This is a genomic window from Kosakonia sp. WA-90, assembly GCF_039871955.1.
Classification (GTDB): Bacteria; Pseudomonadota; Gammaproteobacteria; order Enterobacterales; family Enterobacteriaceae; genus Kosakonia; species Kosakonia oryzendophytica.
On record NZ_JBDPLJ010000004.1, the window covers coordinates 291,494 to 305,626 of the forward strand.

The 14,133-nt window shown below is 52.0% G+C and carries 14 protein-coding genes; all 14 read left to right on the top strand.

Annotated features, from left to right (window positions below; genetic code table 11):
- Positions 1 to 37 precede the first annotated feature (37 nt).
- The 14 genes from tsf (at position 38) to rnhB (ending at position 14,132) form a co-directional block, all read left to right on the top strand.
- On the top strand, positions 38 to 889 hold the full coding sequence (tsf, locus tag ABGA49_RS10205) for a translation elongation factor Ts (RefSeq protein WP_061497573.1): 852 nt from the start codon (positions 38 to 40) through the stop codon (positions 887 to 889).
- Between the two features lie 146 nt (positions 890 to 1,035).
- Positions 1,036 to 1,761 carry a UMP kinase gene (gene pyrH / locus ABGA49_RS10210; protein ID WP_061497572.1) on the top strand — a complete coding sequence of 242 codons (726 nt, stop codon included), beginning with the start codon at positions 1,036 to 1,038 and terminating at the stop codon, positions 1,759 to 1,761.
- 165 nt (positions 1,762 to 1,926) lie between these two features.
- Positions 1,927 to 2,484, top strand: a complete 558-nt coding sequence (gene frr, locus ABGA49_RS10215; protein WP_061497569.1) for a ribosome recycling factor — start codon at positions 1,927 to 1,929, stop codon at positions 2,482 to 2,484.
- A gap of 97 nt (positions 2,485 to 2,581) precedes the next feature.
- Positions 2,582 to 3,781: a 1-deoxy-D-xylulose-5-phosphate reductoisomerase gene (gene ispC / locus ABGA49_RS10220; RefSeq protein ID WP_061500174.1), complete on the top strand. Its 1,200-nt coding sequence runs from the start codon at positions 2,582 to 2,584 to the stop codon at positions 3,779 to 3,781.
- A gap of 183 nt (positions 3,782 to 3,964) precedes the next feature.
- Positions 3,965 to 4,723: a (2E,6E)-farnesyl-diphosphate-specific ditrans,polycis-undecaprenyl-diphosphate synthase gene (ispU, locus tag ABGA49_RS10225; RefSeq protein WP_061497567.1), complete on the top strand. Its 759-nt coding sequence runs from the start codon at positions 3,965 to 3,967 to the stop codon at positions 4,721 to 4,723.
- A gap of 12 nt (positions 4,724 to 4,735) precedes the next feature.
- On the top strand, positions 4,736 to 5,593 hold the full coding sequence (gene cdsA, locus ABGA49_RS10230; protein ID WP_061497565.1) for a phosphatidate cytidylyltransferase: 858 nt from the start codon (positions 4,736 to 4,738) through the stop codon (positions 5,591 to 5,593).
- 11 nt (positions 5,594 to 5,604) lie between these two features.
- Positions 5,605 to 6,954 carry a sigma E protease regulator RseP gene (gene rseP, locus ABGA49_RS10235; protein WP_088237410.1) on the top strand — a complete coding sequence of 450 codons (1,350 nt, stop codon included), beginning with the start codon at positions 5,605 to 5,607 and terminating at the stop codon, positions 6,952 to 6,954.
- 31 nt (positions 6,955 to 6,985) lie between these two features.
- Positions 6,986 to 9,397, top strand: a complete 2,412-nt coding sequence (gene bamA / locus ABGA49_RS10240; protein ID WP_061497561.1) for an outer membrane protein assembly factor BamA — start codon at positions 6,986 to 6,988, stop codon at positions 9,395 to 9,397.
- A gap of 117 nt (positions 9,398 to 9,514) precedes the next feature.
- Entirely contained in the window at positions 9,515 to 10,009 is a 495-nt protein-coding gene (gene skp, locus ABGA49_RS10245; protein WP_061497558.1) for a molecular chaperone Skp, read from the top strand.
- A 3-nt stretch (positions 10,010 to 10,012) separates the two neighbouring features.
- Positions 10,013 to 11,038, top strand: a complete 1,026-nt coding sequence (gene lpxD / locus ABGA49_RS10250) for a UDP-3-O-(3-hydroxymyristoyl)glucosamine N-acyltransferase (RefSeq protein ID WP_134318844.1) — start codon at positions 10,013 to 10,015, stop codon at positions 11,036 to 11,038.
- A 105-nt stretch (positions 11,039 to 11,143) separates the two neighbouring features.
- Positions 11,144 to 11,599: a 3-hydroxyacyl-ACP dehydratase FabZ gene (gene fabZ / locus ABGA49_RS10255; protein ID WP_007373234.1), complete on the top strand. Its 456-nt coding sequence runs from the start codon at positions 11,144 to 11,146 to the stop codon at positions 11,597 to 11,599.
- 3 nt (positions 11,600 to 11,602) lie between these two features.
- Positions 11,603 to 12,391, top strand: a complete 789-nt coding sequence (gene lpxA, locus ABGA49_RS10260; RefSeq protein WP_061497554.1) for an acyl-ACP--UDP-N-acetylglucosamine O-acyltransferase — start codon at positions 11,603 to 11,605, stop codon at positions 12,389 to 12,391.
- A complete protein-coding gene (lpxB, locus tag ABGA49_RS10265) occupies positions 12,391 to 13,539 on the top strand; it encodes a lipid-A-disaccharide synthase (RefSeq protein ID WP_061497552.1) in 1,149 nt (382 codons plus the stop codon). The genes lpxA and lpxB overlap by 1 nt, the downstream gene beginning before the upstream one ends.
- Complete coding sequence (gene rnhB / locus ABGA49_RS10270) at positions 13,536 to 14,132, top strand: ribonuclease HII (protein WP_088237414.1); 597 nt, start codon at positions 13,536 to 13,538, stop codon at positions 14,130 to 14,132. The genes lpxB and rnhB overlap by 4 nt, the downstream gene beginning before the upstream one ends.
- Position 14,133 lies beyond the last annotated feature (1 nt).

The window sequence follows — 14,133 nt, forward strand, 5'->3', positions numbered from 1 at the left end:
GAACCAGGCAGGTCATATCTCTCCCGAGGATTAAAGAATGGCTGAAATTACCGCATCCCTGGTAAAAGAGCTGCGTGAACGTACTGGCGCAGGCATGATGGATTGCAAAAAGGCTCTGACTGAAGCGAACGGCGACATCGAGCTGGCAATCGAAAACATGCGTAAATCCGGTGCTATCAAAGCAGCGAAAAAAGCAGGCAACGTTGCTGCTGACGGCGTGATCATCACTAAGATCGACGGCACCTACGGTATCATTCTGGAAGTAAACTGCCAGACTGACTTCGTGGCGAAAGATGGTGGTTTCCAGGCATTTGCAAACAAAGTGCTGGATGCTGCTGTTGCTGGCAAAATCACTGACGTTGAAGTTCTGAAAGCTCAGTTCGAAGAAGAGCGTGTTGCACTGGTTGCTAAAATCGGTGAGAACATCAACATCCGTCGCGTTGCTTCCCTGGAAGGCGAAGTTCTGGGTTCTTACCAGCACGGTGCGCGTATCGGTGTTCTGATTGCAGCTAAAGGCGCGGATCAGGAGCTGGTTAAACAGCTGGCTATGCACGTTGCTGCAAGCAAACCGGAATTCGTTAAACCGGAAGACGTGTCTGCTGAAGTGGTAGAAAAAGAGTACCAGGTTCAGCTGGACATCGCCATGCAGTCTGGCAAACCGAAAGAAATCGCAGAGAAAATGGTTGAAGGCCGCATGAAGAAATTCACCGGCGAAGTTTCTCTGACCGGCCAGCCTTTCGTTATGGATCCGAGCAAAACTGTGGGTCAGCTGCTGAAAGAGCACAATGCTGACGTAACAGGCTTCATCCGCTTCGAAGTGGGTGAAGGCATCGAGAAAGTTGAGACTGACTTCGCAGCAGAAGTTGCTGCAATGTCCAAGCAGTCTTAATCACTAAAAAGGAGCCGCCTTAGGGCGGCTTCTTTTTATGCCCTTCATCTGAAAATCAGCCAACACGCTAGTGTTTGCGCTGACAGGCGACGTATCATAGCGCCAGTATTAATCCGTCCAATTGTTGACAGTCTCAGGAAAGAAACATGGCTACCAATGCAAAACCCGTCTACAAACGCATTCTGCTTAAGCTGAGCGGCGAAGCGCTCCAGGGATCCGAAGGCTTCGGTATTGACGCAAGCATTCTTGACCGTATGGCGCAGGAAATTAAAGAGCTGGTTGAACTGGGAGTTCAGGTTGGCGTGGTGATTGGTGGCGGTAACCTATTCCGCGGCGCGGGACTGGCAAAAGCAGGCATGAACCGTGTTGTGGGCGATCACATGGGTATGCTGGCAACGGTGATGAACGGCCTTGCGATGCGTGATGCGCTGCATCGTGCCTATGTAAACGCACGTCTGATGTCCGCGTTTCCGTTGAATGGTGTCTGTGACAATTACAGCTGGGCGGAGGCTATCAGCCTGTTGCGCAATAACCGCGTCGTGATTTTCAGCGCCGGTACCGGTAACCCGTTCTTCACCACCGATTCCGCAGCTTGCCTGCGCGGTATCGAAATCGAAGCCGATGTTGTGCTGAAAGCAACTAAAGTAGACGGCGTGTTTACTGCCGATCCGGTGACCGATCCGACTGCAACGCTGTGTGAACAACTGAGTTACACCGAAGTGCTGGATAAAGAACTGAAAGTGATGGATCTGGCGGCCTTTACGCTGGCCCGCGATCATAAACTGCCGATTCGCGTGTTCAATATGAACAAACCCGGCGCGCTGCGTCGCGTGGTTATGGGCGAAAAAGAAGGCACATTGATTACGGAATAATTCCCGTAAGCAATAAATAAAGGTAAGATTCCGCTTTAATTTATTGAGCCGTTCTTTCTGGCATCTCACGATGCCAGAATGTTGAACAGGGCTATACTTAGCACACCCGCAACCAGGCGTGCCTGTGTATGGTCTGCCTGCGACAAGATTTCAAGGATCCGTAACGTGATTAGCGATATCAGAAAAGATGCTGAAGTGCGCATGGAAAAATGCGTAGAATCGTTCAAAACTCAAATCAGCAAAGTGCGCACTGGTCGCGCTTCCCCGAGCCTGCTGGATGGCATCGTTGTGGAATATTACGGTACGCCGACGCCGTTGCGCCAGTTGGCAAGCGTAACGGTGGAAGACTCCCGTACGCTGAAAATCAACGTGTTCGATCGCTCAATGAGCCCGGCCGTTGAAAAAGCCATCATGGCATCTGATTTGGGCCTGAACCCGAACTCCGCAGGGAGCGATATCCGCGTTCCGCTGCCAGCGCTGACCGAAGAACGCCGTAAAGATCTGATCAAAGTTGTTCGCGGTGAAGCTGAACAAGCACGCGTTGCTGTACGTAACGTCCGTCGTGACGCGAACGATAAAGTGAAAGCTCTGCTGAAAGACAAAGAAATCAGTGAAGACGACGATCGCCGTTCACAGGATGACGTGCAGAAGCTGACCGATGCTGCCATCAAGAAAGTGGATGCGGCGCTGGCGGATAAAGAAGCAGAACTGATGCAGTTCTGATTCTATAAAAACCGACTAAAACGCCGTACAGAGAGCCATTACAGTGGCTTTGCTGGCGGCGTTTTGCTTTTTATTCTCGCAACGTTGTGAGCGTTTCATGAAGCATTTAACTCTTCTGGGCTCAACGGGTTCTATTGGTTGCAGCACGCTTGATGTGGTTCGCCACAATCCCGATCGTTTTTCCGTTACTGCGCTGGTGGCAGGCAAAAATGTTGCCCGTATGGTTGAACAGTGTCTGGAATTCACCCCACGTTTTGCTGTGATGGATGATGTGCAGAGCGCGCAGCAGGTAAAAATCGCTTTGCAAGAAACCGGTTGCCGTACTGAGGTGCTGAGCGGTCAGCAGGCGGCTTGCGAAATGGCTGCACTGGGTGATGTCGATCAGGTCATGGCAGCCATTGTCGGTGCTGCCGGGTTGGTGCCAACGCTTGCTGCGATTCGCGCAGGCAAGACGGTGTTGCTGGCGAATAAAGAGTCGCTGGTGACCTGTGGTCGCTTGTTTATGGAGGCAGTGAAGGAAAGCGGCGCGCGGCTGTTGCCGGTGGATAGCGAGCATAACGCTATTTTTCAGAGTTTACCGGAAACAATTCAGCAAAACCTGGGGTACGCTGATCTTGAGCAGAATGGCGTTTCGTCTATTCTGCTTACCGGGTCTGGTGGTCCATTTCGGGAGACGCCATTAGCGGATCTGGCGGCGATGACGCCGGATCAGGCATGTCGCCATCCTAACTGGTCAATGGGACGTAAAATTTCCGTTGATTCAGCCACTATGATGAATAAAGGTCTGGAATACATTGAAGCACGCTGGTTGTTTAATGCCTCTGCCCGCCAAATGGAAGTGCTGATCCATCCGCAATCGGTGATCCACTCCATGGTGCGTTACCAGGATGGCAGTGTTTTAGCGCAACTGGGTGAGCCGGATATGCGTACGCCTATTGCACATACGATGGCCTGGCCTGATCGTGTGCCTTCGGGTGTGAATGCCCTCGATTTCTGCAAACTGAATTCGCTAAGTTTTGCTGCGCCCGATTATGATCGTTATCCCTGCCTGAAGCTGGCCATTGATGCTTCAAGCGACGGACAGGCAGCGACAACCGCATTAAATGCAGCAAACGAGGTCACTGTTTCGGCATTCCTGGCGTCCGCGATTCGTTTCACGGATATAGCCGCTCTGAATCTGTCTGTTCTGGAGCAGTTGGATTTACGTGAACCGCAAAGTATCGACGATGTATTGTCTGTGGATGCCCAGGCTCGTGAAGTCGCACAAAGACAAGTGACGCGCTTCGCAAGCTGGTGATATTACAGCCATGAGTTACGGTGCTATTTGTTAGCGTTCGGCTTCGGTGATATAGTCTGCGCCACCCAATAGCCAGTTTGTCATATGGGTTGTTGGGTTAGCCGTGGTTTACACGGCTTTTTTGCGTAAAGGCTTGTGTATTCCTGAGTACCGCTCAATCCTTTTCAGGGACTAAAACGCGTTATGTTGTCTGCTAACCAACCGATAAGCGAAAGTTTGCCAACGCATGGCTGCCGCCATGTAGCGATAATTATGGATGGCAATGGTCGCTGGGCGAAAAGACAAGGGAAGCTCCGGGCCTTTGGTCATCGGGCTGGAGCAAAGTCTGTTCGCCGTGCGGTATCTTATGCCGCCAATAATGGTATTGATGCGCTGACGCTTTATGCTTTTAGTAGCGAGAACTGGAACCGCCCGGCGCAGGAAGTCAGTGCGCTGATGGAGCTGTTTGTGTGGGCGCTGGATAGCGAAGTGAAAAGCTTGCATCGTCATAATGTGCGTTTACGTATCATTGGCGATACCAGTCGTTTTAATACGCGTTTGCAGGATCGAATCCGTAAAGCGGAAGCGTTAACCGCCCAGAACACCGGGCTGACGTTGAATGTCGCGGCGAATTATGGTGGTCGCTGGGATATTGTTCAGGGAGTCCGTCAGTTAGCAGTGCAAGTGCAGGAAGGGTTATTACGCCCGGATCAAATTGATGAAGAAACGCTGAATAAGCAAATCTGCATGCACGAACTGGCTCCCGTTGATTTAGTGATTAGGACTGGTGGGGAACATCGCATAAGTAATTTTTTACTTTGGCAAATTGCCTATGCCGAACTTTACTTTACTGATGTTCTTTGGCCCGATTTTGATGAACAAGACTTTGAAGGTGCGCTACATGCCTTTGCCAATCGAGAGCGTCGTTTCGGCGGCACCGAGCCTGGTGGCGACAAAGCCTGATGGGGGTTGCTTTTGCTGAAGTATCGCCTGATTTCTGCTTTTGTATTAATACCAATTGTTATCGCAGCACTTTTTTTGTTGCCTCCGGTGGGGTTTGCTATCGTAACGCTCGCCGTTTGTATGCTCGCAGCGTGGGAATGGGGGCAATTAAGCGGCTTCACATCTCGTACTCAGCGGATCTGGCTGGCGGTATTATGCGGGCTTCTGTTGGCGTTTATGCTGATTATGCTGCCGGAATATCATCACAATGTTCACCAACCCATGGTCGCGGTCTCATTGTGGGCTTCGCTGGTCTGGTGGCTGATTGCCCTGGTGCTGGTGCTGGGTTATCCGGCATCCGCTGCGTTGTGGCGTAAGTCAAAAGTTCTGCGTCTGATTTTTGGCGTACTGACGATTATTCCTTTTTTCTGGGGTATGCTGGCGCTCCGGGTCTGGCACTACGATCAGAATCACTATGGCGGTGCACTGTGGCTGCTGTATGTCATGATCCTGGTGTGGGGGGCGGATTCAGGCGCGTATATGTTTGGTAAATTGTTTGGCAAACATAAGCTGGCCCCGAAAGTGTCTCCAGGTAAAACCTGGCAGGGTTTTCTGGGTGGGCTGCTGACCGCTGGCGTTATTTCATGGGGATATAGCGCCTGGGCGGATCTGGATGTTGCGCCTTCAACACTTTTAATTTGTTCAGTGGTCGCGGCACTGGCGTCAGTGCTGGGCGATTTAACGGAAAGTATGTTCAAACGTGAAGCTGGAATAAAAGATAGTGGTCATCTTATTCCGGGTCATGGCGGTATACTGGATCGCATTGACAGCCTGACAGCGGCAGTGCCTGTATTTGCCTGTCTGTTACTGCTGGTTTTCAGGACGATTTAACGGAAGGTTTTATGCTGAGCATTCTCTGGAATCTGGCGGCGTTCATCGTTGCACTTGGTGTGTTGATCACCGTGCATGAATTTGGCCATTTCTGGGTTGCTCGCCGCTGCGGAGTGCGGGTTGAGCGCTTTTCCATTGGTTTTGGTAAAGCGCTCTGGCGCCGTACGGATAAACACGGCACCGAATTCATTATCGCTCTTATTCCGCTGGGCGGTTATGTCAAAATGTTGGATGAGCGTGTCGAGCCGGTTGCACCGGAGATGCGTCATTATGCATTTAACAATAAAACAGTCGGCCAGCGCGCCGCTGTTATCGCCGCTGGCCCCATCGCCAATTTTCTCTTTGCTATCTTCGCCTACTGGTTGGTCTTTATCATCGGTGTTCCTGGCGTTCGCCCGGTAGTTGGCGAAATAACGCCCAACTCTATTGCCGCAGTCGCGCAAATTGCACCTGGCACGGAACTAAAAGCGATTGATGGTATCGAAACGCCTGATTGGGATGCTGTGCGCTTACAGTTGGTGTCTAAAATCGGCGACAGCCAGACGACGATCAGCGTAGCGCCTTTCGGCAGTAACAATCGTCAGGACAAAGTGCTGGATTTACGTCATTGGGCTTTTGAACCTGATAAAGAAGATCCGGTTTCGTCACTGGGGATTCAGCCGCGTTCAGCGCAGCTAGAACCGGTGCTTGCAGAGGTTCAGCCTAACTCTGCGGCCAGCAAAGCAGGTTTGCAAGCTGGCGACAGGATCGTTAAAGTCGATGGTCAGCAGTTAACGCAATGGATGACGTTTGTGGCGCTGGTTCGTGATAACCCCGGCACATCGTTAGCCCTGGAAGTAGAAAGGCAGGGGAGTCCCTTGTCTTTAACGTTAATACCGGATACAAAGCCGGGTAACAAGGCAGAGGGTTTTGCGGGCGTTGTGCCCAAAGTTATTCCGCTGCCAGACGAATACAAGACAGTACGCCAGTACGGGCCATTCAGTGCCATCGCTGAAGCTACGGATAAAACGTGGCAATTGATGAAACTGACGGTCCGTATGTTGGGGAAATTGATCACCGGTGATGTAAAACTGAACAACCTCAGTGGGCCGATTTCGATAGCTCAAGGGGCTGGGATGTCAGCGGAGTTCGGGTTGATTTATTACTTGATGTTCCTCGCTTTGATAAGCGTGAACCTGGGTATCATTAACCTGTTCCCATTACCCGTTCTTGATGGCGGGCATCTGCTGTTTTTAGCGATCGAGAAGCTGAAGGGCGGACCGGTATCCGAGCGAGTTCAAGACTTTAGTTACCGCATTGGCTCTATTTTGCTGGTGCTGTTAATGGGGCTTGCACTTTTCAATGATTTCTCTCGCTTGTAAGAGAGTTTGTTAGGAAGAACGCATAATAACGATGGCGATGAAAAAGTTGCTCATAGCGTCGCTGCTGTTTAGCAGCGCCACCGTATACGGTGCTGACGGGTTCGTAGTGAAGGACATTCATTTCGAAGGCCTGCAGCGTGTCGCCGTTGGTGCGGCCCTCCTCAGTATGCCAGTACGCCCTGGTGATACGGTGAATGATGAAGATATCAGTAACACCATTCGCGCACTGTTTGCCACTGGCAACTTTGAGGATGTTCGCGTCCTTCGCGATGGTGATACGCTTCTTGTCCAGGTGAAAGAACGCCCGACAATCGCCAGCATCACCTTCTCCGGCAACAAGTCGGTGAAAGATGACATGCTGAAACAGAACCTTGAGGCTTCTGGCGTGCGTGTGGGCGAGTCACTGGACCGCACAACCCTGTCCGATATTGAAAAAGGGTTAGAAGATTTCTACTACAGCGTCGGTAAATACAGCGCCAGCGTTAAAGCTGTTGTGACACCGCTGCCGCGCAACCGTGTTGACCTGAAGCTGGTTTTCCAGGAAGGCGTGTCTGCGCAGATCCAGCAGATCAACATTGTAGGTAACCACGCATTCAGCACTGAACAACTGATCTCCACCTTCCAGTTGCGTGATGAAGTTCCGTGGTGGAACGTCGTCGGCGATCGCAAATATCAGAAACAGAAACTGGCTGGCGATCTGGAAACACTGCGCAGTTACTATCTGGATCGCGGTTATGCCCGCTTTAATATTGATTCGACGCAGGTCAGCCTGACGCCGGACAAAAAAGGAATCTACATTACCGTTAACGTGACTGAAGGCGATCAATACAAGCTCTCCGGCGTGCAGGTTAGCGGTAATCTGGCTGGCCACTCCGCAGAGATTGAAGGTCTGACGAAGGTCGAACCTGGCGAACTGTATAGCGGTGCCAAAGTGACCAAAATGGAAGACAGCATCAAAAAACTTCTTGGTCGCTATGGTTATGCCTATCCGCGCGTTCAGACGCAGCCGGAAATCAACGATACCGATAAAACGGTTAGGTTGCGCATCAACGTCGATGCCGGCAACCGCTTCTATGTGCGTAAAATTCGTTTTGAAGGCAACGACACCTCTAAAGATTCCGTACTTCGTCGCGAAATGCGCCAGATGGAAGGTGCATGGCTGGGCAGCGATTTGGTTGACCAGGGCAAAGAGCGCCTCAATCGTCTGGGCTACTTCGAAACGGTAGACACTGAAACGCAGCGTGTTCCCGGCAGTCCGGATCAGGTTGACGTTGTCTACAAGGTTAAAGAGCGCAACACCGGTAGCTTTAACTTCGGCGTAGGTTACGGCACGGAGAGTGGGGTCAGCTTCCAGGTTGGCGTACAGCAGGATAACTGGCTGGGTACAGGGTACTCCGTCGGCATCAGCGGTACCAAAAACGATTACCAGACGTACTCTGAGTTCTCGGTCACTAACCCATACTTTACGGTTGATGGTGTCAGCCTCGGTGGTCGTATCTTCTATAACGACTTTAAAGCTGACAATGCGGATCTCTCTTCGTATACCAACAAGAGCTATGGTCTGGATGGCACCCTCGGGTTCCCGATCAACGAGTACAACACTCTGCGTACAGGTTTAGGTTACGTTCATAACTCCCTGTCCAAAATGGAACCGCAGGTGGCGATGTGGCGTTACCTTGATTCCGTAGGGCAGAACGCCAGCCGGACGGATGACAATAACGGTTACTCGGCTGACGACTTCACCTTTAACTATGGTTGGACCTATAACAACCTCGACCGTGGTTATTTCCCGACGAAAGGCTCACGTATTAACCTGAACGGTAAAGTGACCGTTCCGGGGTCTGATAACGAGTTCTACAAAGTCACTGTCGATACGGCTTCCTACTTCCCTATTGATGACGATCACAATTGGGTCGTTCTGGGGCGTACTCGCTGGGGATATGGTGATGGCTTAGGTGGCAAGGAAATGCCATTCTATGAGAACTTCTATGCGGGTGGTTCAAGTACCGTTCGTGGCTTCCAGTCCAATAACATTGGTCCGAAAGCGGTTTATTATGGCAACACGGGCCTGGAGAACTGTAACCAGTCCGGCGGTTACTGTAAATCTAATGATGCGGTGGGCGGTAACGCAATGGGTGTCGCCAGCGTTGAGCTGATTACGCCTACGCCGTTTATCAGTGACAAGTATGCAAACTCTGTTCGTACGTCCTTCTTCTGGGATGCGGGTACGGTTTGGGATACAAACTGGCAAAATACCGCAGAGATGAAAGCACTGGGCATTCCGGATTATAGTGATCCGAGTAATATCCGTATGTCTGCAGGTATTGCTTTACAATGGATGTCCCCATTGGGGCCGTTGGTCTTCTCCTACGCCCAGCCGTTTAAAAAGTACGATGGAGACAAAGCGGAACAGTTCCAGTTTAACATTGGTAAAACCTGGTAACGTATCGCTGCAAAGGAATGTATCAGCAGTATAGTGATGGCTGAGGCCTTGCATAGAAGGCCCGGCCACGCAAAGAGCTGTACCTCCGGGTACAAACGGGATGGTAAGGAGTTAATTGTGAAAAAGTTGTTATTAGCTGCAGGTTTCGGTTTGGCAATGGCAGCGTCCGCTCAGGCAGCAGACAAGATTGCGATTGTTGATATGGGTAACCTGTTACAGCAGGTCGCGCAGACTTCCGGCGTTTCTCAGACTATGAAAAACGAATTCGGCGGCCGCGCCAGCGAACTGCAGAGCATGGAATCCGACCTGCAAGCCAAAAAACAGCGTTTGCAGCGTGATGGTTCCACGATGAAACCAGCCGATCGCACTAAGCTGGAAAAAGAACTGGCTGCCGGTGGCCAGGCATTTGCTCAGAAAGCGCAGGCTTTCGAACAGGATCAGGCTCGTCGTTCTAACGAAGAACGCGGTAAACTGGTTACTCGTATCCAGACTGCAGTGAAAAAAGTTGCTGCGGACCAGGGTATCGATCTGGTTGTTCCTTCCAACGCCGTTATTTACAACAGCAATGATGTCAAAGACATCACCGCTGATGTACTGAAACAGGTTAAATAAGTAATGCCTTCAATTCGACTGGCTGATTTAGCTCAGCAGTTGGATGCAGAACTACACGGTGATGGCGATATCGTCATCACCGGCGTTGCGTCCATGCAATCTGCTCAAGCAGGTCACATCACTTTCATGGTAAATCCAAAATACCGTGAGCATCTGGCTGCATGCCAGGCGTCCGCCGTTGTTATGACGCAGGACGATCTTCCTTTTGCCAGGAGCGCAGCGCTGGTCGTCAAAAATCCGTACCTGACTTATGCGCGTATGGCCCAAATTCTGGATACCACGCCGCAACCGGCGCAAAACATTGCCCCTGGCGCGGTGATTGATGCAACGGCAACGCTGGGTAATAACGTCTCGATTGGCCCGAATGCGGTGATCGAATCCGGCGTTACGCTGGGTGATAACGTGGTTATCGGCGCTGGCTGTTTTGTCGGGAAAAATACGAAAATTGGCGCAGGTTCGCGCTTGTGGGCCAATGTTACCATTTACCACGAGATTGAGATCGGCGAAAATTGCCTTGTTCAATCCGGGACGGTGATTGGTTCTGATGGTTTTGGTTACGCCAACGATCGCGGAAATTGGGTTAAAATTCCACAGCTTGGCCGCGTCATTATCGGCAACAATGTTGAGATTGGTGCCTGCACGACGATCGATCGCGGGGCGCTGGATGATACCTGCATCGGCCATGGCGTCATCATTGATAACCAGTGCCAGATTGCACATAACGTCGTGATTGGCGACAATACCGCGGTTGCGGGCGGCGTCATTATGGCGGGTAGCCTGAAAATTGGCCGTTACTGCATGATTGGCGGTGCCAGCGTAATCAACGGGCATATGGAAATTTGCGACAAGGTTACCGTAACGGGGATGGGGATGGTCATGCGTCCTATCACTGAGCCTGGAGTTTACTCTTCGGGTATCCCGCTGCAGCCTAACAAAGTGTGGCGTAAAACCGCAGCCCTGGTGATGAACATTGATGATATGAGCAAGCGCCTGAAAGCAGTCGAGCGCAAGGTTAATCAACAAGAATAATCAATCACCGTTTAACGCGTTTAAATCCCGGCCTGTGGGCATTCTCAAGATTGCCGCGGGCCGTGTTATTATTGCCTTTTAGTATATTTGGACAGGAAGAGTATTTTGACTACTGACACTCATACTCTGCACATTGAAGAGATTCTTGAACTTCTGCCGCACCGCTATCCGTTCTTGTTGGTAGACCGTGTGCTGGATTTTGAAGAAGGTCGTTTTCTGCGCGCAGTAAAAAATGTTTCGGTCAACGAACCGTTTTTCCAGGGGCATTTCCCTGGCAAACCGATTTTCCCGGGCGTGCTGATCCTCGAAGCAATGGCGCAGGCAACCGGTATTCTGGCGTTCAAAAGCGTTGGAAAACTGGAGCCGGGTGAGCTGTACTACTTTGCTGGCATCGACGAAGCGCGCTTTAAGCGCCCGGTTGTGCCTGGCGATCAGATGATCATGGAAGTCACTTTCGAAAAAACCCGCCGCGGCCTGACCCGTTTTAAAGGTGTTGCGCTGGTAGACGGTAAAGTTGTTTGTGAAGCTACTATGATGTGTGCACGTAGCCGGGAGGCCTGATACGTGATTGATAAAACCGCCTTTATTCATCCAACCGCCGTTATTGAAGAAGGCGCCATTATCGGCGCTAACGCTCATATCGGCCCATTCTGTATTGTGGGACCCCACGTTGAAATTGGTGAGGGTACCGTACTGAAGTCTCACGTTGTCGTGAATGGCCACACTAAAATTGGTCGCGACAATGAGATTTATCAGTTCGCCTCCATCGGCGAAGTTAACCAGGATCTTAAATATGCTGGTGAACTGACTCGCGTGGAAATTGGCGATCGCAACCGCATTCGCGAAAGCGTCACCATTCACCGCGGCACAGTACAGGGCGGTGGCTTGACGAAGGTGGGGAGCGATAACCTGCTGATGGTCAATGCGCACGTTGCGCATGACTGCACTGTGGGTAATCGCTGCATCCTTGCGAATAACGCTACGTTGGCGGGGCATGTCTCCATTGACGACTTTGCAATTATCGGCGGCATGACCGCAGTGCATCAGTTCTGCATCATCGGTGCGCATGTGATGGTCGGTGGCTGCTCCGGTGTCGCACAGGACGTTCCGCCGTATGTGATCGCTCAGGGCAACCATGCCACGCCGTTCGGTGTGAATATTGAAGGCCTGAAACGTCGCGGCTTTAGCAAAGAAGCGTTAGTGGCTATCCGTAACGCGTATAAATTGCTGTACCGCAGCGGCAAGACGCTGGAAGAGGCGAAACCGGAGATTGCTGAGCTTGCGGCGAAGCATCCGGAAGTTGATGCGTTCCTGCAGTTCTTCGACCGTTCAACGCGCGGTCTGATTCGTTAATGGTCGACAATCGTCCTCTTACGATAGCCCTGGTCGCCGGAGAAACCTCCGGCGATATTCTTGGTGCCGGTCTTATTCGAGCACTGAGAGCGCGTGTACCCAATGCCCGCTTTGTCGGCGTTGCGGGGCCGCGTATGCAGGCGGAAGGGTGTGAAGCCTGGTATGAGATGGAAGAGCTGGCGGTAATGGGCATCGTTGAGGTGCTGGGGCGCCTGCGCCGGTTACTGCACATTCGCGCCGATCTGACCCGACGCTTTAGCGCACTGAAACCGGACGTGTTTGTCGGTATAGATGCGCCGGATTTCAACATTACCCTCGAAGGCAATCTGAAAAAGCAGGGTATCAAAACGATTCACTATGTCAGTCCGTCCGTCTGGGCGTGGCGGCAAAAGCGTGTTTTCAAGATAGGCAGAGCCACTGACCTGGTGCTCGCATTTCTGCCTTTCGAAAAAGCGTTTTATGACAAATTCAATGTACCGTGCCGTTTTATCGGTCATACCATGGCGGATGCAATGCCGCTGGATCCGGATAAAAATGCAGCTCGGGAACGCTTAGGTCTTGCCCGGGATGTGCACTGTCTGGCGCTGTTGCCGGGTAGCCGTGGCGCTGAAGTTGAGATGCTGAGCGCCGACTTCCTGCGTACAGCGCAGCTGCTCCGTGCGCGTTATCCCGATCTTGAAGTGGTTGTACCGCTGGTTAATGCCAAACGTCGCGAGCAGTTTGAACGCATCAAAGCGGAGGTCGCGCCGGAGTTACCTGTGCATCTGCTTGATGGTATGGCGCGCGAAGCCATGATTGCCGCCGATGCCGCACTATTAGCCTCCGGCACTGCGGCGTTGGAATGTATGCTGGCGAAGTGCCCGATGGTCGTTGCCTATCGCATGAAGCCGTTTACGTTCTGGCTGGCAAAACGGCTGGTAAAAACGCCTTATGTCTCGCTGCCAAACCTGCTTGCCGGGCGTGAGCTGGTTAAAGAGCTGTTGCAGGAGGCGTGCCAGCCGCAAGCATTGGCTGAGGCGCTGGAACCGTTGCTGGCGAATGGCAAAACCAGTAACGACATGCATGAAACTTTCCGCGAACTGCATCAGCAGATTCGCTGTAATGCCGATGAACAGGCGGCGGATGCGGTGCTGGAGCTGGCAAAATGATGGAGTTTGTTTATCCACACACGCATTTGGTTGCCGGTGTGGATGAAGTAGGGCGCGGCCCATTAGTGGGCGCGGTGGTAACGGCGGCGGTGATCCTCGATCCCGAACGCCCCATTTTCGGCCTTAACGATTCGAAAAAATTATCCGAAAAACGCCGTGTGACGCTCTACCATGAAATCAAAGAAAAGGCACTGGCCTGGAGTCTGGGGCGCGCGGAGCCACATGAAATTGACGAGCTGAATATTCTGCATGCCACCATGTTGGCCATGCAGCGAGCCGTCGCCGGGTTGGCAATCAGTCCGGAATTCGTACTGATAGACGGCAACCGTTGCCCGCAACTGCCGATGCCATCGCTGGCGGTGGTAAAAGGCGACAGCCGGGTAGCGGAAATTAGCGCGGCATCAATCCTCGCGAAAGTCACGCGTGATGCCGAAATGGCCGCGCTCGATCTGACATTTCCTCAATATGGTTTTGCGCAACATAAAGGGTATCCCACAGCTTTCCATCTGGAGAAGCTGGCGGAGCATGGCGCAACCGAGCATCACCGACGCAGCTTTGCGCCGGTTAAACGCGCGTTGGGCCTTGTGTCCTGAT